Origin of the sequence: Glycocaulis sp., from assembly GCF_050485565.1 — a bacterium.
GTDB lineage: Bacteria > Pseudomonadota > Alphaproteobacteria > Caulobacterales > Maricaulaceae > Glycocaulis.
Genome location: NZ_JBJHBQ010000002.1, coordinates 37,988 through 61,764, shown reverse-complemented (window position 1 = coordinate 61,764; position 23,777 = coordinate 37,988). Strand labels below are relative to the sequence as shown.

General features: G+C 63.5%; 18 protein-coding genes. 6 read left to right on the top strand and 12 right to left on the bottom strand.

The genetic code is table 11. The features are described from left to right. Nucleotides 1–24: 24 nt before the first annotated feature. From ACQ5ID_RS02415 to ACQ5ID_RS02395, 5 genes are all read right to left on the bottom strand, one after another. A complete protein-coding gene (locus ACQ5ID_RS02415; protein ID WP_429910885.1) occupies nucleotides 25–1,233 on the bottom strand; it encodes an acetyl-CoA C-acyltransferase in 1,209 nt (402 codons plus the stop codon). A gap of 139 nt (nucleotides 1,234–1,372) precedes the next feature. Then, nucleotides 1,373–2,605, bottom strand: a complete 1,233-nt coding sequence (locus tag ACQ5ID_RS02410) for an acetyl-CoA acetyltransferase (RefSeq protein ID WP_429910884.1) — start codon at nucleotides 2,603–2,605, stop codon at nucleotides 1,373–1,375. After that, nucleotides 2,602–4,305, bottom strand: coding sequence for a class I adenylate-forming enzyme family protein (locus ACQ5ID_RS02405; protein WP_429910883.1), 1,704 nt, complete (start codon nucleotides 4,303–4,305; stop codon nucleotides 2,602–2,604). The genes ACQ5ID_RS02410 and ACQ5ID_RS02405 overlap by 4 nt, the downstream gene beginning before the upstream one ends. Before the next feature lie 113 nt (nucleotides 4,306–4,418). Next, nucleotides 4,419–5,906, bottom strand: a complete 1,488-nt coding sequence (locus ACQ5ID_RS02400; RefSeq protein ID WP_429910882.1) for a carotenoid oxygenase family protein — start codon at nucleotides 5,904–5,906, stop codon at nucleotides 4,419–4,421. Then, nucleotides 5,887–6,867, bottom strand: coding sequence for an NAD(P)H-dependent flavin oxidoreductase (locus tag ACQ5ID_RS02395; protein ID WP_429910881.1), 981 nt, complete (start codon nucleotides 6,865–6,867; stop codon nucleotides 5,887–5,889). Before ACQ5ID_RS02395 ends, ACQ5ID_RS02400 begins: the two co-directional genes overlap by 20 nt. A 138-nt stretch (nucleotides 6,868–7,005) precedes the next feature. Here ACQ5ID_RS02395 and ACQ5ID_RS02390 point away from each other — a divergent pair, with 138 nt between their 5' ends. Together ACQ5ID_RS02390 and ACQ5ID_RS02385 are read left to right on the top strand one after the other, a co-directional pair. Beyond that, the gene (locus ACQ5ID_RS02390; RefSeq protein WP_429910880.1) at nucleotides 7,006–7,974 is read left to right on the top strand and encodes a winged helix-turn-helix transcriptional regulator; all 969 of its coding nucleotides are present in this window, start codon (nucleotides 7,006–7,008) and stop codon (nucleotides 7,972–7,974) included. Between the two features lie 20 nt (nucleotides 7,975–7,994). Next, nucleotides 7,995–8,396, top strand: coding sequence for a DUF1801 domain-containing protein (locus ACQ5ID_RS02385; protein WP_429910879.1), 402 nt, complete (start codon nucleotides 7,995–7,997; stop codon nucleotides 8,394–8,396). A gap of 210 nt (nucleotides 8,397–8,606) precedes the next feature. On the opposite strand, the gene ACQ5ID_RS02380 is transcribed toward ACQ5ID_RS02385, so the two are convergent. Together ACQ5ID_RS02380 and paaN are read right to left on the bottom strand one after the other, a co-directional pair. Beyond that, a complete protein-coding gene (locus tag ACQ5ID_RS02380; protein WP_429910878.1) occupies nucleotides 8,607–10,811 on the bottom strand; it encodes a TonB-dependent receptor in 2,205 nt (734 codons plus the stop codon). A 159-nt stretch (nucleotides 10,812–10,970) separates the two neighbouring features. After that, nucleotides 10,971–12,656, bottom strand: coding sequence for a phenylacetic acid degradation protein PaaN (gene paaN / locus ACQ5ID_RS02375; RefSeq protein WP_429910877.1), 1,686 nt, complete (start codon nucleotides 12,654–12,656; stop codon nucleotides 10,971–10,973). Nucleotides 12,657–12,795: 139 nt separating this feature from the next. Between paaN and ACQ5ID_RS02370 the strand changes: the two genes are divergently transcribed. The 4 genes from ACQ5ID_RS02370 to ACQ5ID_RS02355 are packed head-to-tail and all read left to right on the top strand — an operon-like array spanning nucleotide 12,796 to nucleotide 16,551. Then, the gene (locus ACQ5ID_RS02370) at nucleotides 12,796–14,019 is read left to right on the top strand and encodes a thiolase family protein (protein ID WP_429910876.1); all 1,224 of its coding nucleotides are present in this window, start codon (nucleotides 12,796–12,798) and stop codon (nucleotides 14,017–14,019) included. After that, a complete protein-coding gene (locus ACQ5ID_RS02365; RefSeq protein WP_429910875.1) occupies nucleotides 14,016–15,542 on the top strand; it encodes a class I adenylate-forming enzyme family protein in 1,527 nt (508 codons plus the stop codon). The genes ACQ5ID_RS02370 and ACQ5ID_RS02365 overlap by 4 nt, the downstream gene beginning before the upstream one ends. Continuing rightward, a complete protein-coding gene (locus tag ACQ5ID_RS02360) occupies nucleotides 15,539–16,000 on the top strand; it encodes a PaaI family thioesterase (RefSeq protein ID WP_429910874.1) in 462 nt (153 codons plus the stop codon). The genes ACQ5ID_RS02365 and ACQ5ID_RS02360 overlap by 4 nt, the downstream gene beginning before the upstream one ends. Before the next feature lie 59 nt (nucleotides 16,001–16,059). Continuing rightward, complete coding sequence (locus ACQ5ID_RS02355) at nucleotides 16,060–16,551, top strand: c-type cytochrome (RefSeq protein WP_429910873.1); 492 nt, start codon at nucleotides 16,060–16,062, stop codon at nucleotides 16,549–16,551. Here ACQ5ID_RS02355 and ACQ5ID_RS02350 read toward each other — a convergent pair. The 5 genes from ACQ5ID_RS02350 to ACQ5ID_RS02330 form a co-directional block, all read right to left on the bottom strand. Next, nucleotides 16,548–17,621 carry a hypothetical protein gene (locus ACQ5ID_RS02350; protein ID WP_429910872.1) on the bottom strand — a complete coding sequence of 358 codons (1,074 nt, stop codon included), beginning with the start codon at nucleotides 17,619–17,621 and terminating at the stop codon, nucleotides 16,548–16,550. The genes ACQ5ID_RS02355 and ACQ5ID_RS02350 overlap by 4 nt on opposite strands. 127 nt (nucleotides 17,622–17,748) lie before the next feature. Further along, a complete protein-coding gene (locus ACQ5ID_RS02345; RefSeq protein ID WP_429910871.1) occupies nucleotides 17,749–20,904 on the bottom strand; it encodes an efflux RND transporter permease subunit in 3,156 nt (1,051 codons plus the stop codon). Beyond that, a complete protein-coding gene (locus ACQ5ID_RS02340; RefSeq protein ID WP_429910870.1) occupies nucleotides 20,901–22,040 on the bottom strand; it encodes an efflux RND transporter periplasmic adaptor subunit in 1,140 nt (379 codons plus the stop codon). The genes ACQ5ID_RS02345 and ACQ5ID_RS02340 overlap by 4 nt, the downstream gene beginning before the upstream one ends. A 114-nt stretch (nucleotides 22,041–22,154) precedes the next feature. Beyond that, the gene (locus ACQ5ID_RS02335; protein ID WP_429910869.1) at nucleotides 22,155–22,943 is read right to left on the bottom strand and encodes a hypothetical protein; all 789 of its coding nucleotides are present in this window, start codon (nucleotides 22,941–22,943) and stop codon (nucleotides 22,155–22,157) included. Nucleotides 22,944–22,955: 12 nt separating this feature from the next. Beyond that, on the bottom strand, nucleotides 22,956–23,720 hold the full coding sequence (locus ACQ5ID_RS02330) for a class II aldolase/adducin family protein (RefSeq protein ID WP_429910868.1): 765 nt from the start codon (nucleotides 23,718–23,720) through the stop codon (nucleotides 22,956–22,958). Nucleotides 23,721–23,777 lie beyond the last annotated feature (57 nt).

The following is a 23,777-nucleotide window of genomic DNA, read 5'->3' as shown; positions in this document are numbered from 1 at the left end:
GCCCGCAAGCGGGCAATAAAACGGTCACACCCGCTCCACCACCATCGCGCTGCCAACGCCGGACCCGCCATGGGCGACGATGAGACCAAGGCTGCCGCCAGAGCGCTCCAGCCCGCCCAGCATGGTGGCTAGCAGGATCGCGCCGGATGCTCCCATCGGGTGGCCCATGGCCAGATGCCCGCCTTCCGGGTTCACCTTGTCCATGTCGGGCTTGTAATCGCGTTCAAACTTCACCGGCGTGGCCGCGAAGGCTTCCATGAACTCGATGCGGTCAAAGTCGGAGAGTTTCAAGCCGGTCTCTTTGAGAATTTGCTCCATCGCGGCGAAGCCTGCGGTGAGCTGCAGGACCGGATCACCGGTGGCTTCAACAGCCGCGCGGATGCGCGCCTTTGGCTTGATACCGGCCGCCTCGCCCGCGCCCTTGGAGCCGACCAGCGCCAGCGCCGCGCCATCGCACACGGGCGGGCAGTTGGCGACCGAATGGACATGGTTGATCGCGTTCAGCTCCGGGCGGGCTTTCAGCATCACCGCATCGAAACCGGCAGCGCCCATCTCGGCGAAAGCGGGCGCAAAACGGCCAAGCCCTTCTGGCGTGGTACCTGCGCGCACGCTTTCATCCCGGTCGAGCATGACCTGCCCGTCTTCACCCTTGATGGCGATCACCTCGGAGAGGCCGCCCCTCTCCCACGCAGCCGCCGCGCGATTGTGGGAACGCGCCGTCACAGCGTCGAGATCATCCTTGGAAAAGCCTTCCATCGTCGCCATCAGATCAGCAGACAGCGCGACCGGCACATAGCGCAGCGCGGCGGCGGTTTTAGCGTCAGCATAATAGTGCGCCTTGTCGCCCATGAACGGCACCGCGCTCATCATCTCCACCCCGCCTGAAAGGCGAAGCCGGTCATCGCCGCTTGCATCTGCTTCGCTGGCCGCCATGCCGACCGCCGTCAGGCCGGACACACAGTAATTATTGATGGTCAGCGCCCGCACCACATCGGGAAGGCCCGCATGCAGGCGTGTGACGAGCGCAATATGGCCGCCTTGCGCGCCCACCTGCCCCACACAGCCGAGCGTCAGGCTGGCCGCCTGGCTGACCGCATCCGCGCCATTGCGCGCCGCAAGCGCTTCGATGAGCTGGCCTGTCAGGGCGTGGGGTTTCAGGGCGGCAAGCCCGCCATCGTCCTTGGCCTTGCCACGCGGCGAACGGACAGCGTCATAAATATAGGTCTGGGTCATGGGGAAGCTTCTCTGATAACAAACTCTCTTTTGTCATCACCCGCTTCATGCGGGTGACCCATGCCTGCAACGAACGAACACGCGGAACGGTCTCAGGCATGGGTGGCCCGGACAAGCCGGGCCATGACAATGATTGGACCTAAACCCCGATCACGAAAGACACATTCGCCGTGCCGGAGCCGCCGACATTGAAGGTGGCGAAGGTTTTCGCGCCCTCCACCTGCATATCGCCCGCCCTGCCCGAGGTCTGGCGCGCAGCGTCCAGCGCCATGCGCACGCCGGTCGCGCCAACAGGATGGCCAAGCCCGATCAGACCGCCGGACGGGTTCACCGGCAACTTGCCGTCAAAGGCGATTGTTCCGTCCTCCACCGCCTTCCAGCCCTCGCCGGGCGCGGTGAGGCCGAAATGCTCGATCGCCATGTATTCGGTGACGGAGAAGCAGTCATGCGTCTCGATACCGTCAACATCATCGGGGCCTGAAATGCCCGCCCGCGCATAGGCATCCATGATGGCCTTGCGCGTCCATGGCAGGGCGTAGCCACCCTCTTTGCGCGACTTTTCCAGCTTGGCTTCCATCAGCAGAGGCGCAGTGGTGTGGCCCCAGCCCTTCAGGCGCGGAATGGCCGCCAGCTCCAGCCCGCGCCGCTTTGCATACTCACGCGCGGCCTTCTCGCCCGCCAGCACGATAACGGCAGAACCGTCCGTCACCTGCCCGCAATCAGAGCGGCGCATCCAGCCTTCGATGACCGGATTGGCCTCGTCATCGCGCGCGAAACTACCCTCGGCGAACTGCCAGGCCCGCGTCTGGGCGTTGGGATTGCGCTTGGCATTGTCGAAATTGATTTTCGAGATCGCGGCCAGATGCTCGTATTTCAACCCGTAGCGGCGGTCATATTCTTCGGCCAGATCAGAGAACATGGCAGGCCAGAGATAGCGCGCGCCCAGAGCCTCGCGCCCCGCCCACGCGGCTGAGCCAAGATGCTGCGCCGCCGTTTCGCCCGGCACGTTGCGCATCATCTCCACGCCGACCACCGCGACCGTATCGTAATGGCCAGCGAGGATGTCGCTCATGGCCGCCAAGATCGCCATCGAGCCGGAGGCGCAGGCCGCCTCGTGGCGGCTGGTGGGCTTGCCTTCAAAGCCCGGATCGACATGGCCCATGAAGCCGCCCAGCAGCCCCTGCCCGCAGAACAGCTCACCGGCGAAATTGCCGACATGCACCGCGTCGATCTCTGCGGCGTCCATGTTGACATCCGCCAGCGCCGCGCGCGTGGTGTCCGCAATCAGGTCGAACAGCGATTTGTCATTGCGCGTCCAGTTGGCGGCAAAATCGCTCTGCGCGCCGCCGAGGATGAAGACGGGCCCACTCATGCGCCCTGTTCCTTCGCGATTTCGACGAGCCGCCAGCGCAGCACCTTGTTCAGCGGATTGCGCGGCAGCGCGTCCACAAGGATCATCTGCTCGGGCAGTTTGAAATTGGCGATCTCCTTGGTCTTGAGGAACTCGACGATCTCTTCGAGCGTCACCGTCTCACCCTCCTTGGGCACGGCTGCGACCCAGATGCGTTCGCCCATCACCTCGTCAGGCATGCCGAACACAGCCGCCTCGGCGAGCTTGGGGTGGCCTTCCAGCAGCGTATCCAGCTCGGCAGCGGAAATATTCACCCCGCCGCGGATGATGATGTCCTTGGCCCGCCCCCGGAAGGTGAAGAAGCTATCGTCATCAGCGGAGATCTGGAACAGATCGCCCGTGCGGAAATAGCCCTCGCGATCGAACACTTCCTTGAGCTCAGCATCGGTGGACCCCCAATAGCCTTCAAAGACCGACGGGCCGCGCACCAGCAGCTCGCCATCCTCGCCCGGAGCAGTGACAGTCTTGCCGGTCTCGATGGAAACCAGCTTTGTCTCGACGCGCTCGTGCATGGGGTTGGCAAAGCTCGCACTTTTGTGGCCGAAGCGCGGAAAGGCCGTGGCCCGCAAGGCGGGATCAGGCACGTCCTCCGGGCCGGAGCACAGCGAAATACCCTCATTGGAGCCGAACAGATTGACGATCTCGACGCCGCGTTCCTGCCAGCCCTTGACCATGAATTCCGACAGCGGCGCGGAGCCGGACCCGATCACGCGCAGCTTTGACAGATCGAACTGGTCCAGCAGCCCCTCCTGCTTCAGCAGCATGGTCAGTACCGCAGGCGGCGCGATGGTCGCCGTCACCTTCTCGGTGACAAGCTGCTTGAGGAAGACCGGCAGGTCGAACGGGTGATGGAGAACCAGCGTGCCTTCGCTGAGGAGCCAGGAGACAAGCATGCCGCCAATCGCGGCCATATTGGTCATCGGAAACGGATTTAGAAGCACGTCATGTTGCTGGATCGCCATGCCGTGATAGGTCGCCGGGCCGATGGCCAGCCAGTGATTATGCGAACGCGGCACACCCTTTGGCACGCCTGTGGTGCCAGACGTCCAGCAGATGGTGAAACAATCGTCCGCCGTGCCTTTTTCCTTCGTGGCCGAACCGCCAAGGCCAAAGAGACCTTTGCGGGTATTGGCCCGGCTGATCTCGGCAGAGAAGTCGACAAGCCCGTCCCCGCCGCCATCCATGGACAACACTTTGGCGCGGTCTCCGGCCACCGCCTTGCAACCCTTGGCAAGCTCGCGGTCCTTGAACATTTTTGACGCGATGAACGCACGCGGACGCACCGAGTCCATGGCGTGGCGCAATTCATGGCCGGCATACTGGACCGGTACGGGGCTGAGAATGATGCCCAGCTTGGCGCACGCCAGATAGATCGACAGCGTGTCGGCGACATTGGGCATCTGCATGACCACGCGGTCGCCCTTGGTCAGCCCCTGCTGTTTCAGGGCGGCGGCGGTGCGCTCCACCTCATCGGCGAGATCGGCCCATACCAGACGGCGCGGCTTGCGGCCCGTCAGCGCTTCGCGATCAGGCGGATCGATAACCGCCAGCGCCTGGGGGCGGCTTACCGCCGCGCGCAGGAAAACGTCGTAGAAGGTGTCGTCGCCCCACCAGCCAGCTTTGCGGTATTCGGCGATCTTCTTCGGCGTTGCGAGCTTCATGGGTCTGGACCTCCCCGTACTGGTTATAACAGTCATCACAGCAAAGAACCCGCGCGCGCCTCGTTTGCCGGGCGCGCTTCGGGTCTTGCGTCAATCTGGCGGGCTAAAGCCGTTCAGGCCCAGCCCATTTCCGTTCCCGGCACCCAGGTGGAGTGGAAGCCGGCCGGCACCCGCGAGGGCAGGATCACACGGGCCACCGGCCCTTTCGCGATGTCCTTCGCGTCAATGACATGACACTCCGACTGACCATCCACCTCATTGGTGATGAAGGTGATGAGATAACCATCATCCTCGTCGCCATTGGAGTTAAGGCGCGGCGCAAACGGACTTTCGGACCCGTACCAGCCATCCTTGAACTTCAGGCTCTGGGACGACCCTGTCTGGGTGTCGAACTTGATAAGCCCGTCAAATACCATGGTCTCGCGATTGGTCGGAATGGAGACATGGTAGGAATAGCGCGATTTGCGGCCCGCCACATCCGCGCTGACGGTCGGAAACTCGGCATTGCGGTCGTCCAGCCATTCCTCGCGCGTCTCACCGGTTTTCAGGTTGAACTTCCAGCGGTGGAAGCGCGCTTTCAGGAGCAGGAAGGCCATCATGCGCGAATACATGCCCTGGCCGGGCTTGGATTCCGGGCACGGCTCGGTCACCCGGCAGCCCTCCATCACGATCCAGTCGCCTTCCTCCCACGAATTGGTGACGTGGTAGATGTAGCAGGGCGAGGCTTCGAACCAGCGCACATCGCCTTCCTTCCCGTACTTCGGGATCACACCAAAGCGTGACGGCATATCGGGATAGAAAGTCACCTTGTGGATGCCGCGCGGCAGAAGCTCGGGATCCCAGAACAGCGGCAGATCGTGCAGGATGGCGTAGTTTTCCGTCATCGCCATGTCGTGCGGCAGGCGCGGACCCGGCACGTCGATAGGCACGTTGCGGATCATCTGACCTTCGCGCGACACCACATGATAGGTCATGTAGGGCGGTTTGGTGTTGTAATCGAAGAAGAAGAGCTCGCCGGTGACCGGATCGGTCTTGGCGTGGGCTGACACCTGACGGGTCAGCGCGCCGCCCCAGGTCTGCTCGCCCAGCGTCTCGCCGGTCGCCGGATCAAGGCGCACCGGAACGCCCGCCTGATACCACAGCGCCAGCACCTCGCCATTATGCCAGATGAGGTCGGTATTGCCCGAATCCTTCAGCCAGCCGTCCGAGCCCGCGCCCGGAGGGGCATTCGGGTCAGGATGGCCCATATAGCCCGGCCATTGCTCCTCGCCTTTGGCGGCATTGGCGTTGAAATGCGCAGTGCGCACAAAGCGCGAGCGATAGCTCGCCTTGCCATCCTTGAAGGCGATGGTGTGGACCATGCCGTCGCCATCAAACCAGTGATGCTTGGACTTGGGCGCATACACCTGATTGGGACCATTGCGCATATAGGCACCGCACAGATCGGCCGGAATCTCGCCAATGACTTTCAGCTCATGGGCCGTGGTCTCATGGGCCACCGGCGCGTAGAGGCCGCGCAGATAGGCATTGTCGATATCGGCAAGCCAGGAGGGCGCATCGCGCTCCATACGGCCATTGGGATCATGCACCGGGGCGTTCATTATGCGCACTCCTTTCCAAACCGAGACGGGGCGCAACACCCCCGTCCTCGTGTGATCCATATTCACGCGCGAGCCGCGCCACGATGGCGCCTAGCGGCTCAACCGCACTGACAGACCCGACCCCCTGACCGGCAGACCAGACATCCTTCCAGCCTTTCAGGATTTTCGACGGATCATCAAACTGCACCCGGCCCTTTTCGGGCAGGTTTTCCGGGTCCAGCCCGGAACGTTTCAGGCTTTCCTTCAGCCAGCTGGCCGGCACGCCCGTCACCGAGGCGGACACTACAATGTCGGACGCGCCAGAACGCACCACCATGTCCTTGTAATCGGGATGGGCAAGGCTCTCTTCGGCCGGAATGAAGGCAGTACCCATATAGGCCAGGTCCGCGCCCATCGCCTCGGCAGCGCGTACGCCGCGCCCGGTCGAGATACCGCCCGCAACCGCAATGATGCCGTCGAAAAAGCCGCGCACGGCCTCGATGAAGGCGACATTGGCCACCTGACCGGTATGTCCGCCAGCGCCCGCACACACCAGCACCAGCCCATCCACGCCAGTCGCCGCCGCCTTGGCCGCAAACTCCACCGAGTTCACATCGGCAAATACCAGCCCGCCATAGGCATGAACCGCTTCCACTACGCGCTGCGGGCCGCCAAGCGCCGTAATAACAATCGGCGGCTGATACTTCTTCACCAGCTCCAGCTCGGCATCAAAGCGCGGATAGGAGGAATGGCAGATCATGTTGTAGGCCCAGGGCGCATCCTCATCGGTCAGCGCCTCCGAGATAGCCTTCATCCAGGCTTCCACATCTTCTATCGTGCGGCAGTTCGGCCCCGGAAACGAGCCGATCACACCAGCGCGGCACGCAGCAAGCACCATGTCCGGCCCGGACACGAGAAACATGGGCGCGGCTACCAGCGGCAGGCGCAGACGGCGTTCAATCGTGTCAGGCAAACGGCTCAAGCGAACTATCCCTGCAGTGTTGTGGCCTTCATGTGCGAGGTCACTTTGTTAGCGAAACTAACTCTAGACGGTTTTGCCGGACGCCTCAACCCCGCAAGGGCGTTTGCGTAATGAAATTCGTTGGTTTCTAGTGCTGGGATGGATTCCCGTCTCAAACAGATGATTCAGAACAATCCCGTCTCCCATGCCATGGACGTGGTGGGAGAGGCGTGGACCATGCTGATCCTGCGCGAGGCATTCCGCGGCGCACGCCGCTTTGATGACTGGATGGAGCGGCTGGCGATTGCCCGCTCTGTGCTGGCGCGCCGGTTGAAGACGCTTACCGATGCCGGGCTGCTGGAGCGCCGCCCCTATCAGCAGCGCCCGGAGCGATTCGAATATGTGCTGACCGCCATGGGGCGCGATCTCTACGGCGTCGCCATCATGCTGATCTTCTGGGAGCAGGACTGGTCGCCGCGCTCTGATCCCGCACGCGCGATACGCCTGGTAGCCCGTGACGGGTCAGGGCCTATCGACCCCATCATGGCAGGCGAAGACCTGAAAGCCCCCATCCTGCCCGGCGATGTCCTGCCCCGGCCCGGGCCCGTACCCGGCAAGGCCCCTGCGCTGAAAGAAATGCGCCGGCGCAAGGTGCAGCCCGCCATGCGCGCCAGCGGCAAACCCATCGAGCTGGGCATTGAGCTGTTCGGCGATTACTGGACCAATCTGGTGCTGGCGGCCTGTTTCTACCGGGTGCGCCGCTATGATGATTTCCTCAAAACGCTGGGTGTCTCCACCAGCGTGCTGGCAGACCGGCTTGAGGGGCTTGTCTCGCACGGCATTCTGACCCGCAAGCGCTACCACACACGCCCTGAGCGGTTTGAATATGTGCTAACCGAACGCGGACGCGCGCTCTACCCCACCGTGCTGGCCTTCTTCGCCTGGGGCGCGCGCTGGCTGTGTGAACCGGGTAAGCTGCCCGTTGAACTGGTCTCGCAGGCCACGGGGCAAACCGTCCTGCCAGTCCTGCGCAATGCGGTTACGGGCGAGGAAATCGATCCGCGCAGCGTGCGCCCCGTTCCGGCTCATTCGGCCAGTCAGCGTGCGGCCATGAGCGCCGCGCAGTAGAACACGGCAAGGAGGCTCCCATGAAAGCCCCGCGCTTCGAGAATATAGACGCTTATCACGCGGCGCAGGCAGAAACCGACCGCCAGATATGTGATACGCTCCGGCGGGTGATCGATGACGCCCTGCCCGAAGCCGAGAACAGGATCTGGCACGCCCACCCGGTCTGGTTCCTCGATGGCAACCCGGTCACGGGCTATAGCAAGCTGAAATCCTGCGTGCGCCTGCTGTTCTGGAGCGGGCAGTCCTTCGAGACACCCGGCCTGAAGCCTGAAGGCACGTTCAAGGCCGCCGAGGCACGCTACACGGCACCTGATCAGATTGACGAAGACCTCCTGCGCCGCTGGCTGGCCGAGGCGCGCACCGTGCAGTGGGACTACAAGAATATCGTCAAACGCAAAGGACGGCTGGAGCGGCTGGTTTAAAATGAGAAAAGGGCGGCACAGCGGTTTCTCCCCCCGTTTACGGGGGGAGTGGTCCGAAGGACCGAGGGGGGGATTTCACAAAAGCTCCCCCCTCCGTCAGCTGCGCTGACACCTCCCCCGTAAACGGGGGAGGAAAACGAACACCCTCCCACCAAAAAGGGCGGCACCTTGCGGCACCGCCCTTCCCGTCTTGCGTCTGTCCCCGAAAGACTATCCGCCCAGACGCATCCGGAACTGCGCGCCGAACGTGCGCGGCGGCGCAAACACCGTGAACCCGATATCGAGGTTCTTGATGATGTGGCTGGGATAGAGCTCGTCAGTGAGGTTGCGGCCCCACAGCGAAATATCCCAGTTGGCATCGTCCGGTCCCCAGCTCAGCCGGGCATCGACCGTGCCATAGGAGCTCACCAGCGTTTCAGGCGCATTGGACGGATCGAAGTAATAGTCCCCCGTCCAGTTGTAATCGACACGCGCGCGCGCCGTGCCTGACGCCACCGGAAGCTCCAGCGCTGCGTAGACATTGTACTGGTGCTCTGGCGAGCGGGTCAGCTGGTTGCCGTTATAGGGCAGCACGCCGAGACTGGAGACCGCGTCTGACGTGTACTGGGCATCCAGATAGGCATAAGAGCCGCCGAACTGGAAGTAGTCATTGGCCTGGAAGGCGAACTCCGCTTCAACCCCGCGGATTTCCGCGTCCGCATTCGAGGTCGACAGGGCAAGACCCAGCAGTTCGTAAACCTGCAAGCTCTGATAGTCCGTGTAGAACGCCGCCAGATTGAAGATGCCCCGGCCTTCGGCGAAGGTCGATTTCATCCCCACCTCGAAATTGTCGAGAATTTCAGGGTCGAGCGGCGTCGTGGCCTGCGCCGCGCTTTGCGCCTGGCTGGGATAGAGGCCGGACTTGTAGCCCCGGTCATAGGACGCATAGAGCATCACATTGTCCGATGCCTGCCAGTCCAGTGCCAGCCGCCAGGTCGGCTCGGTCCAGCTTTCGCTGCCCGAAGCGCCGGCCGGATAGGCTACCCCCGGGGGCGGGCCGAGCGGAATACCCGGGAAAGGCCCGCCGGGCGTCGCATTGTCCACGCCGCGGGCGAAGATTTCCTTGGAGTCGTAGGTAAGCCGGCCGCCCACGGTCAGGTTCAGCGTATCGGCCAGCGGCATGGTGAGCTGGGCAAACACGGCGGCAGACTGGTTCGTGGCTTCCTGGAAGAAGGTCACATCGCCCGATGCAATCGGAGGCAGCGGCGCACGGGCGTCCACGATAAACTGCTCATTGCGGTCCACTTCCTCGTGGAAGAGGTAGAGGCCGGCCACCCAGAAGGCACCATTGTCGAGCGTGCGCGACAGGCGGAATTCCTGCGTGAACTGCCAGGCTTCGTCTTCGTTGATGTCTTCAATGCGCAGCACATAAGGCGGCACAGGCAGACCGCCCAGATCATCAAACCAGGAGAATTCAAGACCGCGATAGGAGGTCAGCGAGGTGAAATCCATATCGCCGAAACTCGTGTCGGCGCGGAAGAGAACACCCCAGCTATCGCGCTCCTGGAAGGTGGACGGGTCTGAGAAGCTCTGGCGTTCATTGAGACCCGCCCGGATCGCGCCGATCAGCGGAACGAAGGCCGGGTTCGTATTGGGTCCAAGCACCGGAACGCGCGCCTGACCGTCGGTTCTGTCACGCGCATAATCGGCCTGCGCCAGGAAGCTCCAATTGCCGGCATCCCAGCTTACCGCCCCGCGAACGCCCCAGGTGCTCGCCCCGCCAAGGTCAGACCCCGAAGGCACGCTTTGCGAATAGCCGTCATGGGCCTGATAGAGAAAGGCCAGACGCCCCGCAGCGCCTTCGCCCAGCGGACCATTGAGCACGGCGCTGAACAGGCGGTCATTATAGTCGCCATAGCCGAAGGTGAACTCTCCAAAGGACTGGGTGGCGTCCGGGCGGGCGGAGATGATGTTGACCGCGCCGCCAGCCGCGTTGCGGCCATAGAGCGTGCCTTGCGGGCCGCGCAGCACTTCCACGCGCTCGATATCAAAGAAGCTGAGCGCACCGCCACCGGCCCGGCCGATATAGACCTCGTCGATCGATACCGCGACAGACGGGTCGCCGGCCGCAGAATCCGACGTGGAGCCGATGCCGCGGATATAGAGCTGCGGCTCACCGATATTGAACCGTGTCATGGTGAAGCCCGGCGTACGGTCGGCAATGCCCTCAACGCCCGCAATGGACGAATCGCGCAAATCCGCTGCGCTGAATGCGCTGACGGCTACCGGCACATCCTGAACGGACTGCTCGCGGCGCTGGGCCGTCACGGTGATGATTTCGGCAGACTGCGCAATCGCGGTGCCTGCCGAGGCCAGCGCTCCGGTCAGTGCCATGGCACCGACAGACAGGCGCAGCCACGCTTTTGATCTGTTCACTTGGAACCTCCCCTGTGTCTCTTTTGGATTCCGGCCATGGGAGCGGAATCGCCCGCACGACCGTATCGCCGCCACCATAACTTCAATAAACGAACTAACTCAAGGTGACTTTTTTAAAGAAACTATCATCAACGCAGCTGGTGTGGCGAAAAAGCCGCCTCAGCCGGGGCGGCGCATCTGCACCACACGGAAGCGCGGAGCGACGAAAGCGAGATCCGTCAGGCTGGCATTGCCCGCCGGATTGAGCCCGGTGACATGATAATCTGAGTACGCGCCCATGAAGTTCATCGGCATGCCCCGGTCGATATTGATGCTGAGCGAGGCCCCGGCGGCGAGATAGTCCGGCTCGGCGGCGTCGATGAAGCTTTCATCGGTCGAATAGAGATAGGAGGCGATGGCCCCGCGTGTGCGGGCCTGCGAGGTGGCAAGGCGCACGCCCTCTGCCGCGCTGTCCACCGGAATCACGAAGCTGACCGGGCCGAAGCGCTCCTCGCCGTAGAAATCCTCGTTCTTCGCGTCGCATTCGATCAGGACCGGGCTGGCCGTCCGTGCATCCGGGTAGTCCGAGTTCGAGACCGGGCCGGAACGGCGCAATATATTGCCCTCCGCCTCGCCCTTCGCCGTCATCGCCTCGACATTCTCGATAGTCGCGTCGGCCTGCACGGCGGCAGCGATGGCAGGCCCCAGCGTGTTGTCGCCCGCGATCTTGTCGATGGCAGACACCAGCGTCTCCACCGCGTCGTCATAGGCAATCGTGCCATCGGGCGTCTGCACGCCCGAACGCGGAATGAAGACATTCTGCGGCGCGGTGCACATCTGGGCGGCGAACGTCACCATGGCGCGCGCGACCGTGTGCGCGACGCGGCCAAAATCATTGGCGGAGTGAATGACGACCGAGTTGCAGCCCGCCGTCTCGGTGAAGACCAACCGTCCGGGGCAGTTGTTTTCGATCCAGGTGCCAAAGCGCTGGGAGCCGGTATAGTCCACGATCCGGCAATCAGCCTGCTCCAGCAGCTTCATGGTGATCTGGTCCAGGGGTTCGTCGGCGGCCAGCAGCACAAGGTTCGGGTCATAGCCCGCCTTCTCCAGCACTTCGCGGCAGGTGCGCACCGCCATCGCGACCGGCAGCACGCCCGTCGGGTGCGGCTTCACGATCACCGGATTGCCGGTCATCAGATTGGCCGTCATCGCGGGGTAGGCGTTCCACAGGGGGAAGGTCGCGCAGCAGATCACCACCGCCGGGCCCAGCGGCACGCGCATATAACGCTTGTTCAGCCTGACCGGTTCGGGCTCCAGAAAGCGCTTGGTCCAGCTTGCCGTCTCCGGCACGTCTTCCATCGCCTTCATGGCATAGACCAGCGCTTCCAGCCCCCGGTCGAGCGCGTTGGCGCCGGAGCCTGAGAACGCCATCACATAGCCCTGCCCCGCCGTGTGCATGGTGGCATGCGCGTTCTCGAAAGCATTCCTCTCCATCGCGAACAGCATTTCGGTGATGATGCCGGCGCGTTCCTCGATGCTGGCCTTCATCCACCCCGCCATGGCCTTGCGCGAAGCGGCAAACAGCGCCGCCGGATCGGATTTGGGATAGGTGATGCCCAGCGGCTGGCGCGTATAGGGCGAAACCTCCGCGCCCAGCGTGCCGACAGTGCCGGGCTGATCGAGATCGAACGCCTTGCCGAGCTGGGCGTCAAAGCGGGCCTTGCCGAGGCGCGGTGCGTCTTCACCGTGCAGTTTTGCGCTGGGCGATTCCCTGAACGGGCTCCAGTGATCGCGCGTACGCACCGCCTTCAGGGCCGTATCCAGCGTCTCGCGATGTTGCTCGTAAAGATGTGCGGTGTGCGCCATGGACCAGACCCCTATAGTGAATTTTTTCTCTTGCGAAACGATTGCATAACCGACGGTTCGCGATAACGTTGACGAAGAAAGTATCTTTATCGAAGTTACCGGGCAACCCGCCTGCGAGAGGTTTTACGGCGTGCAAGGCATGGACAGCATTTTCATCACGGGTGCCGCCATGACCGCGCTCGGCAAACATCCCGCACGCTCGGTGAAAGACCTGACGCGCGAAGCGGTAACGGCTGCGCTGGCCGATGCCGGGCTGACGCCAGAGCGCATTGAAGCGGCCCTCTTCTCCAACACACGCCAGCCCATGCTGGAGGGCCAGAATGCCGTACGCGGCGAAATCGCGCTTGCTCCCTTGGGCATTGAAGGCATCAGAATCGTCAACGTGGAAAATGCCTGCGCGTCCGGCTCCTCTGCCGTCGCGCTGGGCACCGCCATGATCCGCGCAGGCGAAGCCGAAACCGTGCTGGTCGTTGGCGCGGAAAAGATGGTCTTCCCAGACCGCACCGAACAGGTCATGGCCGCTTTCCGCGGCGGCACCGATATCGAACGCATCGAGGAAACCGCTAGCACGATGGCGGCTCTGGGTGCCGGCCTGATCCCGGCAGACGCCGCAGAAGCGCCCCGCAGCTTTTTCATGGACATCTATGCCGGCATCGCCCGCGCCCATATGGAAGCGTTTGGCACCACGCGCGAGCAGCTCGCCATGGCCGCCGCCAAAAACCACACCCACGCCGCCGCGAACCCGAATGCACAATACCGCACGCCCTTCACCATGGATCAGGTGCTGGCGGACAAGCCGGTGATATGGCCGCTGACGCGCGCCATGTGCGCGCCGGTCAGCGATGGCGCAGCGGCCCTCGTGCTGCAATCGGCGAGCGCCGCAAAAGGCAATAAGCGCGCGGTCAGGCTCGCAGGCATGGGCTGGACGACGGCCCGCGCGCGCGCCATCGATGACTGGGACGGGCATCTGGGCAAGCGCGCGGCTGATCTGGCTTGCGAGGCGGCGGGCCTTGGCCCTGCCGACATGCATATCGCCGAGGTCCACGACGCGACAAGCTTTGCCGAAATCCTGCAGATTGAAAATCTGGGGCTCTGCCCGCGCGGGCAAGGCGGGCCGTTCACGGCCTCCGGCGCGACGGCGCGCGGCGGCCACATTCCGGTCAATGTAGGGGGCGGGCTGGTCGCCAAGGGCCACCCCGTAGGGGCCACGGGGATTATCCAGATCGCGGAAATGTGTGCCCAGCTGAGAGGGGAAGCAGGCAGTATGCAGGTTGAAGGCGCGCGCGCTGGCGTTTGCGAGAATGGCGGCGGGTTTCTGGGGGTGGAGGAGGCCGTCACGCTGGTGACGGTGCTTACAGTATGAAACGCAATACGCTGGACACCCAACCCATAGCCCTGTTCTGGGACGCGGTGCGCCGTTTTCCCGACCACGGCGCAGCATGCGAGTACGACGCCGAGGGCCGCCTGATCGGCAGGATCGGATTTTATGCCCTGTCTGAACGGGTGCGCAGCCTGGCCTCCCATCTGGCCAGCCGGTTCCCGCCGGGCGCGCGTATCGCCCTGTCCGCCCCCAACACGATCGACCATGTGGCGGCCTATCTGGCGATCCAATCGGCGGGGCTGGTCTGGGTGCCGCTGAATCCCAGCAACGGGCCGCAGCTTAACGCCGCCGCTCTGGAGAAGGTGAAGGCCGATCTTGTGCTGGCCGGACCGGCAGAGGCGGACATCCTGCGTTCATGCGCGCCCGGCGTGGAAACCATCCCGGCTGATCTGCCGCCCGCTCCCGGCTTTGAGCCACTGGCGCGCAAGCCCGAAGACACGATGGCCATCAAGTTCACGGGCGGATCCACCGGCGAACCCAAGGGCGTGATCCAGTCCAACCGCTCGGTGATGGCCAATATCATCAATATGGAGGATCGGTTTGGCCGTGAGGGCATGCCGGTATTCCTCGCCTGCTCCCCCCTCACCCATGGCGCATCGCATTTCGTCCTGCCGGTGCTGGCGCGCGGCGGGCGGCTGGTGCTGGTCCACAAGAGCGACCCGAACCTGCTTTTGCGCCTGCTGCATGATGAGGCGGTGACCGAAAGCTTCATGGCACCGACCCTGATCCTGCGCCTGTGCGCGCTGATGGACCGGCCGGTAGCTGCCCCGGCGCTAAGGCGCATCATCTACGGGGCTGCCCCGATGCCTGCCGACCAGTTGCTGCGCGCCCAGCGCACGTTCGGCCCGCGCATCGCCGGGCTTTATGGCCAGACCGAAGCGCCCATGACCATCGCGGCGATCACCGAGGCCGAGCTGGCAGAGCCGCGCCTTGCCAACTCGGTCGGCAAGGCGGGGCGCATATGCGAGATCGCCATTATCGGCCATGAGGGCGAGACACTTCGCCCCGGCCAGACGGGCGAGATTACGGTCAAGGGACCGCTTCTGATGGACGGTTATCTGGGCAATCGGACGCGCACCCAGGACACGCTGCGCCGGGGATGGCTGCACACCGGTGATCTGGGCCATCTCGACCGTGACGGCTATCTGTTCATCACCGGACGGGCCAGCGACATGCTGATTTCCGGCGGCTACAACATCCATCCGGCAGAAATTGAGGCTGCGCTGCTGACCTTGCCCGGCATTGATGAGGCGTGTGCCTTTGCGGTCCCCGATCCGCAATGGGGAGAACGGCTTGAGGTCGCGGTCACCCCCGTTCGCGGCCAGACCCTTGATGGCGCGCAGCTCATGCCGCTCGCGCGCGAGCTGCTGGGGCCGGTAAAATCGCCCAAGGCGATCCACGTCCTGGCGCGCCTGCCGCGCAATCCGGTTGGCAAGGTGACGCGCTCCAGCGTACGCAGCGTTGTGTATCCCTCTTCACCGGACAAGCACGCCAGCAAGACATGACCCTGCCCGACCGACTGATGCACCATTTTGGCAGCGACGAAGCGCACAAGCGCTTCTGGGGCCTGCTGGACGCGCGCGTGCTGGAACTGGGGGACGGGCGTACACGGCTGGAAATTCCGGTCGCGAAACACTGGCTAAATCTCAATAACGCTGTCCATGGCGGGGCGAGCGCCGGCTGGCTGGATCAGGTGGCGGGTCTTGCCACCAACACGCTGTGCGGCCCCGGAGAGGTCTTCGTGACGGCAACGGCCAACCTGCAATACCGCCGCCCGTTTGCGCCCGATGACGGCCCAGCCCTTGCCAGCGCGGAAGTCACCGCCAGGACGGGCCGCAAGGCAACCACCCGTGCGCGTATCGCCAACCGGCACGGCGATGTGACGCTGGAGGGCGAGTTTCTGTTCATCCTGACGGCGCGGCGCGAAACCGTGACGCAGCCGCCAGCCCATCGCGCCGATTGATAGCGCCGCTGGTCGGCGCTAGGTCTTCAGGCTGATATTCACGCAAGGAACGCCCCACCATGATCCATCCGGCAGCTTTGACCTCTCTGGCAATGGCCTTGATGCTCGCAGCCTGCGGAGAGAGCGACGCCCCTGCCCCGGGACCGCAGCCCCAGACCCATGGCGGCGCACCGGAGACCACGGCAACGCCGCAGGAGGCCGCCGCCATCCTTGCAACGCTGGGCGAGCCTTACGCCTCTGCCAATCTGGATAATGGCCGGCGCCTGTTCCGGCGCTGTGCCTCCTGCCACACGCTGGGCAGTGGCGAGCGCCATCTGGTCGGCCCCAACCTGCATGGCATGTTCGGGCGCGAAGTCGGCGGGGCGGAAGGCTTCCGCTTCTCGCGCGCACTGGAGCAGGCCGATTTCGTCTGGACAAAGGCCGAGCTGGACGAGTGGCTGGCCAATCCGCGCACCTATCTGCCCGGCAACCGGATGAGCTTTGCGGGCCTGCGCAACGATGCAGACCGCGATGACCTCATCGCTTTCCTCGCGGTGGAGACGCGGCGCTAGTCAAGCGCGCCAAGCTGAGCGGTTATCGCCCACCCGCCTTGTTGTTCAGTTACGGCGGCGCTGATGATGTTCTGTCCCGCGCGCAGGCGGACCGGCACGCCGTCAAAATGGCCCACCGTACCCAGGAAACGAAAATCACGGGACTGAAAGCTGGCATCGCCCACATAAACCAGATCTCCGTTGACATAGATTCGCGTCCGATCCGAGAACCCGAAGCGCAACAGCATCATCGCGTCGTTCTCGCTGTGGATCACCGCTTCAGCGAGAACCGTGTCGTGTTCAGATGATCTGGTGGCGAGTTCGGAAAGATTGGCGATACCACGATGGCGCGCTTCAACGGTTCCGGCCACGCCAGGCAGTGTGCTGCGATCCAGACTGTAGACACCAGCCAGTTGCGCTTCACCAAACGGCGCGGAGACCCGCCACTCCGCTATCAGCCCTGAAACATGAGCAGCGGACTCGTCCGGCAATGAAAACCCGCCAACAAACTCAAGCAGTTCAGGCGTAGCTCCGGCAACAACCTCCACCGCGCGTATATCGCGCGCCGAACGCAGGCCCCAAAAGCCGATACGGCCTGAAACGGTCTCACGCTGAAGGGCAAATATGGGCAGGACCGTATCGCCAACACGCAGAACGGCGCGGTCGCCTGCAAGGGACAGCTCGATATCGACCCAAGTCTCAAGCGGGAATTCCGCCCGGCCGGTAAAGCCCTCACCCTGGAATATCTGCCAGGCGTCGATCGCGTTATGGCGAGGTGTGTAGTGCCAGGCATCCAGCTCGCCGGCCCGGTGATGGCGCAAATAGACGATCTCACCATTCTCCGCATCTTCGGCGCGAAACAGAATGCCGCTGAACCCGCGCGACGCATCCATGCGTATTTGTGCCCGGATTACGCCATCCTGCAGGGGTGGGACATCCGCCCAAACCACGCCCCCTAACAATCTGACGGTATCATGTGCGTCTGCGACCAACGCGATGTCAGCACCAGCATCGGCGACAAGACGGACATCATCGGTTGAATGCGAAGCCGTGATGGCCAGGAAAATCGGCACTAGAACTGAAGAGATCATGCAAGCCTGCCCCCGATGTGCGGGTGAGCGTTCTTGCTCACCAAGCCGAAAAGCAGACTTACATGCAGCTTGCCTCCACCGGCTCGTTACAAAACCGTAGGCTCACAAACCTGTGAGAATGACCAGCCTACTCGGCTGGCTGCTGGCCCGGAGCGGCAATCGCATCGGAGCCGCCAAGGCTCTGGCCGCGCTCACGCGCTTCCTTCTCCAGCTGGCGCGACACCCAGTTCGGCGTCTTGGTGTACTTGCCAAACACCGCATAGGCGGTCGGCACCACGAACAGGGTGAACAGCGTTGCCACCAGTACGCCGGTAAAGATCACCACGCCAATGGTGATACGGCTTTCAGAGCCCGGCCCGTAGGCCATGACCAGCGGAAACGCGCCAATGGCGGTGGAAATGCCGGTCATCAGGATGGGACGGAAACGCGTGGCCGCAGCCTCCAGCGTCGCCTCGGCAACGCTCATGCCCTCCTCGCGCATCTGGTTGGCAAATTCCACGATCAGAATGCCGTTCTTCGCCGCCAGCCCCACCAGAATGATCAATCCGATCTGCGAATAGATATTCAGTGAGGAACCGGCCATGTAGAGGCCAAACAGTCCGCCTGCGACGGCCAGCGGCACGGTGAGCATGATGATGAGCGGCTGGATGAAGCTTTCAAACTGCGCCGCCAGCACCAGGAACACGATCAGCAGCGCCATGCCGAACGCAAACAGCATCGCGTAGTTGGATTCCAGAAACTCGCGCGCGCTGCCAACATATTCGGTTGCCATGTCAGCAGGCAGTTCGGCGCGGGCATAGCTGTCCAGCCAGTCTATCGCCTCTCCGAGCGTATAGGTGTCACTCAAGGTCGCTGACACGGTGATGGAGCGCTGCCGGTTCAGACGGTTACGGGCCTGCGCCTCGCCGGTCTCGCGCAAGGATACCAGGTTGGAAAGCGGGATCAGCTCGCCTGCGCCCCCGCGCACATAGAGCATCTCCAGATCCGACTGGCTGGAGCGCTGTTCGCGGCGGTTCTCGGCAATGACATTATAGGCTTCGCCCCGGTCGATGAACTGGCCCATGCGCCGCGAACCCAGATGGGTCTGCAGGGTGCGCCCGATATCGGACACCGACACACCCAGCGCCGCCGCCCGCTCCCGGTCGATATCAACGACAAGGCGCGGCGAGGTAGGCTCGTAATCCTTGCGGGCGCGCAGAAGGCCCGGATTGGTCTCTTCGATGGTCGCAATCAGCCGGTCGGCTTCCCGGTCAATCAGGTCGTAATCGGGGCCTTGCAGGACGAACTGGATATCGTCTCCGCCGCCGCCCCCGCCGCCAAGCGAAGACCGCATCGACGCGAAGGCGCGCACACCGGTCAGCTGCCCCAGGCGCTGATTGACCTCGTTGACAATCTCCATGCCCGGACGGCGTTCACCCCAGGGCGTCATCGTGCCGACGACAATGCCGCTGGAAAAGCTGGAGCCGCCGCCACCAAACCCCGGCACGACAACCAGCACGCGCCGCAGCTCGCCCGCCTCGACATACTCCATGAGAATGTCTTCGATGAGGGCGGCCTGCTCGGCGGTGTACTCGAAGCTGGCACCGTCTGCGGCGCTGAAGCGGCTGAAGAAATTGCCCCGGTCTTCAGGTGGCGTAAGTTCGCTGGGCAGCTGGTTGAACAGGAAGACCGATCCGCCCACAGCCGCCACGATGAACGGAATGATCAGCCAGGGCAGCGACAGCACGACGTCCAGCGATTCCCGGTAGGCGTTGCGCAGCTTGCCGACACCCTTGTCGACCCAGCGCGCCGGACCGCGCACACCCTGGCTCGGACGAACCAGCTTGGAGCTCATCATCGGCGACAGGGTAAGCGCAACGAAGCTCGACAGGACCACCGCGCCAGTGATCGCCACGGCCAGCTCGGTGAAGATGCGCCCGATAAGACCGGGCAGCACAACCAGCGGAACGAAGACCGCCACCAGCGTGGCCGTCGTAGCGATAACGGCAAAGAAGACCTGCCGCGCCCCCTGCAAGGAGGCCAGCTTGGGTGGCTCGCCCAGATCCACCCGGCGCTGGATATTCTCCATCACCACAATGGAATCGTCGACCACCAGCCCGATCGCCAGCACGAGCGCCAGCAGCGTCAGGATATTGATGGAGAAACCGAAAGCGGCGAGCACCGCGAACACGCCGATCAGGCAGACCGGCACCACGGCAGCGGGAATGACGGCGGCGCGAAAACTGCCGAGAAACAGGTAAATGACCAGCACAACCAGCGTCGCGGCAACGGCCAGCGTGCGCCACACCTCGTTGATGGACTCCCGGATGAACACCGTGTCATCGGAGGCATTGAGCATCTGCATGCCTTCGGGCAATTGCGGGCTGACGCGCTCCGCCTCGGCGCGGATCGCATCGGACACGGCCACGGCGTTCGACCGGCTCTGGCGGATGAAGCCGATACCGATCATGTTCTGGCCATTGCCCCGGAAAAGCGCGCGCTCCTGCTCGGCGGCAAGCTCCACATCGGCAATCTCGCCCAGCCTGATGATATGGCCATCGCCGCGCGTTATCGGCAGCCGGCGGAAGCTGTCCTCGGTCGCAAACAGGCGCTCCACCCGCACCACGAGCTGGCTGGACACGGTCTCCAGCGACCCGCCCGGCAGTTCGACATTCTCCGCGCGCAGCGCGTTCTCGACATCGGCGACTGTCAGCTGGCGCGCCGCCATGGCTTGCGGGTCGAGCCAGATACGCATGGCATAGCGGCGTTGCCCGCCAATCTGCACACGCGCAATGCCGTCAATGACGGAAAAGCGGTCAACCAGGAAACGGTCGGCATAATCGGTCAGCTCTTCAGCCGTCATCGATTCCGACATCAGATTGTACCAGAGGAAGGGCCGGGCGTCGGAATCCTGCTTGGTGACGACCACCTCTTCCACGTCAGGCGGCAATTGCCGCCGGGCGCGCGCCACCGCTTCGCGCACATCGTTCGCAGCCGCTTCCAGATCCCGTCCGAGGCGGAAGGTTATGGAGATGCGCGACTCGCCGTCCTCCGAGCGCGAACGGATCGTATCAATGCCTTCAATACCGCCCAATGCGCCTTCAATGGGCTGCGTCACCTGATTTTCCATGACCTCGGCATTGGCACCGGGAAAGTCCGCGCGCACCGAGACAACAGGCTGGTCCACATCAGGCAGTTCGCGCAGCGGCAGATCGCGGATGCCCAGAATGCCGAACACCACGATCATGGCGCTGGCAACAAATGCGATAACCGGACGGCGGACGGCTATGTCAGAGAGTGTCATCGCTGCGCGCTCCCGGCGGCGGCTCCCGCAGACGCAGCCGCAACGGCGTTGCTCGCCGTGCGCCGCCCGTCTCCATCCTCACGCGGTGAAACGCGCGCGCCATCGCGGATGCGATGCACGCCCTGACGCACGATGACTGTTCCGTTCTCGATACCTTCGAGCACTTCCAGGAAACCGTCAGCGCGCGCGCCGACGCGGATTTCCCGTTGCACGGCATAATGGCCCGCCTCATCCTCTGACACGGTGAAAACGAACACTTGGTCGCGCAGGCGTGTGATCGCCGTTTCAGGAATGGACGGGCGGGTGCGCGGATCGCGGCGCACCTGAACGGTCATCAGCAAACCCGGCCGCAAGCGCCCGTCGGCATTGTCGATTTCCGCCCTCACGGTTACCGCCCGCGTGGCAGGGTCAATACGGCTGTCGATCTGGGTAATCAGGCCGGCAAACTCTTCACCGGAAAAAGCCGATGTCAGCGCGACGATTTCCATGCCCGCCGAAACGGTGGCCAGAAAGCGCTCCGGCAAGGTGAAGTCGAGCTTGATGACAGACGTATCATCCAGCTGCGCAATCGTATCACCGGGACGTACCAGCTGGCCCAGGCTGACCGCGCGCAGGCCAACCACACCATCGAAAGGCGCACGGATAAGCCGGTCGTCAACGCGGGCCTCCAGCGCCGCAACGCGGGCGCGGGCGCGCTCTGCATTCGCCTGGATTTCTTCAAGCCGTGACCGGGGCGCGACGCCGCGCTCTGTCAGGTCACGGATGCGCACCAGCTCCTGCTGCGCCTCGCGAAGCGATGCACGCGCTTCTGAAAGGCCGGCCACCTCCTCGGCATCACGCAGCTCAACCAGAATGTCACCGGCGGCGACGCGCTGGCCGGAATCGAAATGGATGCGTGAAATGGTGTCGGAGATCTTGGCTGTCACCAGCACCGACTCATTGGCGTTGGCCGTGCCCAGCGCCTCGACAATGTCGGCAAAGCTGCGCGGTTCAACCTCATAGAGGGCGACCGGCGTCGCCATGCCGCGCATCTGACCGCCGCCGCCTGAATTCTGCGACACGGCCCGCACGACTACCGCAGCCGCCATGCCGGCAAACAGAATGGCTACGACAATCAGGAAAATGGCACGGCGCATGGTTTGCTCTCTTTTTCTTCTGCGTAGCGATATGCGTCGCGCGTTACAAAAAGCAAAATGAATTCGCCGTGATGAGCACTTGCCCGCCCCGTAACGGGCCGCAATCGCCCGCCTTCAGAACCGCCGCCAGAGGCGAACGAGCGCTGCTGTCTCACGCGCCGAATTTTCAGTCTGCAGCGTACCCAGAATTCCTGCCGATATCGAAAACCCTGCCGGGGCGTCATAAATGGCGCTGATCTGGGTGCGGTGCCCGGAATAGGCCGGTATGCCCGGACGGCTGCCAGCGCTTAGCGAGAACGTCTCCGCCATGACACGCCAGCGCAGCGAGACCGGAACACCAACAGCCGTGTCCAGACGCCACTCCTCGCCTCCACGTTCAGCCAGGGAACGCCGGGCGATCTGTACATCGAAAAAGCTGTCCCTGCCGAACCCGCGCCCGGCCAGCAGCCGCACCTCGACATCGCCGCCGCCCGTGCCAAAACGCTGATTGTTCCGGTTTTCGCCGCCGGACTCAAACGTTCTGGAAAGCTGGGTGGAAAACGCCCATGGGCCAGCGTCCAGAAGCTTGAAGCGCAAGCCCGCCTCGGTGCCGCCAATCGCAATCAACGCGCTTCTGAAGGCCGAATCCGAAACATCATCGGGCGCGGCCCGTGTCTCGCTAAGGGACTGCAGTGCCAGGCGGCCGACCAGTGTCACCCGGTCCAGCAGGCCATATTCGGCATAAAAGCTGACCTCGGACTTGCGAAGCTGCGTGCCGCCCGGCGCCACCAGCCAGTGCGTGGAATAGCCCGTCAGCAAAATCCCGTCGCCGCGCTTTTGCGTCCACGCGCCAGCTTGCGCCTCACCGGCAAGGACAGCCGCCAGCAAGGGCGCACAGGCCGCTATCGCCCATGAGCCGCGCACCGGAGGATACGCTTAAGCGTCATACCCCGGCGACTGACGATCAACACGGCCACGCAGGGCCGCCCACGCGATTTCCTTGAAGAACTCGTTGGTGAAGGCCTGCTCGCCCTGGGCATAGACCCGGTCCTGCATGTCCTTGCCCCATTCGACCAGCTCTGCGCCCTGCGCCAGCGTCTGCATCTTGCAGGCACGCTCCAGCATGTACATGCGCACATAGCACGAGAAGGGATGGTCGCCCGTGGTCAGCGTGCCGTGATTATTGAGGATCATCAGGTTCTTGTCGCCAAGATCGGCGACCAGACGCTCCTTCTCATCCTCTTCCAGAGCGATGCCCTCATAGCCGTGATAGGCAACATCCTTCATCACGGTCATGGCGCTCTGCGAAATCGGCAAGAGGCCACGCTTCTGGGCAGACACCGCCACACCCTGATCGGTGTGCAGGTGCATCGCCACTTTCACGTCCGGGCGCGCATGGTGAATGGCCGAGTGGATGGTAAAGCCCGCCGGATTGATACCGTACTGGCTGGGCGGCAGGACATTGCCGTCAATATCCACCTTGACGAGGTTTGAGGCCGTCACATCCTCGAACAACAGGCCGAACGGGTTGAGCAGGAAGTGCTCCTCCGGTCCCGGCACGCGCATGGAGATGTGGGTGAAGAACAGATCGTCCCAGCCATGCATGAAGACGAGCCGGTAAAGCGCGGCCAGATCGCAGCGCGCCTTCCATTCCTCGGCTGAAACCTGATCCTTTACCGAAAGCTGGGCGCGGTCATCCATGACATTTCTCCCGTGCGGACCCGTCTGACGGGTCTCTCGCTGATCATTCAGTCAAGA

What these genes read in the sequence shown, in the direction of transcription:
- ACQ5ID_RS02400 (WP_429910882.1), bottom strand. Translation starts at nt 5,906, where the DNA reads ATGAACGCCCCGGTGCATGATCCCAATGGCCGTATGGAGCGCGATGCG.
- ACQ5ID_RS02345 (WP_429910871.1), bottom strand. Translation starts at nt 20,904, where the DNA reads ATGACACTCTCTGACATAGCCGTCCGCCGTCCGGTTATCGCATTTGTT.
- ACQ5ID_RS02330 (WP_429910868.1), bottom strand. Translation starts at nt 23,720, where the DNA reads ATGGATGACCGCGCCCAGCTTTCGGTAAAGGATCAGGTTTCAGCCGAG.
- ACQ5ID_RS02385 (WP_429910879.1), top strand. Translation starts at nt 7,995, where the DNA reads ATGAAAGCCCCGCGCTTCGAGAATATAGACGCTTATCACGCGGCGCAG.
- ACQ5ID_RS02370 (WP_429910876.1), top strand. Translation starts at nt 12,796, where the DNA reads ATGGACAGCATTTTCATCACGGGTGCCGCCATGACCGCGCTCGGCAAA.
- ACQ5ID_RS02355 (WP_429910873.1), top strand. Translation starts at nt 16,060, where the DNA reads ATGATCCATCCGGCAGCTTTGACCTCTCTGGCAATGGCCTTGATGCTC.
- ACQ5ID_RS02340 (WP_429910870.1), bottom strand. Translation starts at nt 22,040, where the DNA reads ATGCGCCGTGCCATTTTCCTGATTGTCGTAGCCATTCTGTTTGCCGGC.
- ACQ5ID_RS02410 (WP_429910884.1), bottom strand. Translation starts at nt 2,605, where the DNA reads ATGAGTGGGCCCGTCTTCATCCTCGGCGGCGCGCAGAGCGATTTTGCC.
- ACQ5ID_RS02415 (WP_429910885.1), bottom strand. Translation starts at nt 1,233, where the DNA reads ATGACCCAGACCTATATTTATGACGCTGTCCGTTCGCCGCGTGGCAAG.
- ACQ5ID_RS02390 (WP_429910880.1), top strand. Translation starts at nt 7,006, where the DNA reads ATGGATTCCCGTCTCAAACAGATGATTCAGAACAATCCCGTCTCCCAT.
- ACQ5ID_RS02350 (WP_429910872.1), bottom strand. Translation starts at nt 17,621, where the DNA reads ATGATCTCTTCAGTTCTAGTGCCGATTTTCCTGGCCATCACGGCTTCG.
- ACQ5ID_RS02360 (WP_429910874.1), top strand. Translation starts at nt 15,539, where the DNA reads ATGACCCTGCCCGACCGACTGATGCACCATTTTGGCAGCGACGAAGCG.
- ACQ5ID_RS02405 (WP_429910883.1), bottom strand. Translation starts at nt 4,305, where the DNA reads ATGAAGCTCGCAACGCCGAAGAAGATCGCCGAATACCGCAAAGCTGGC.
- ACQ5ID_RS02365 (WP_429910875.1), top strand. Translation starts at nt 14,016, where the DNA reads ATGAAACGCAATACGCTGGACACCCAACCCATAGCCCTGTTCTGGGAC.
- paaN (WP_429910877.1), bottom strand. Translation starts at nt 12,656, where the DNA reads ATGGCGCACACCGCACATCTTTACGAGCAACATCGCGAGACGCTGGAT.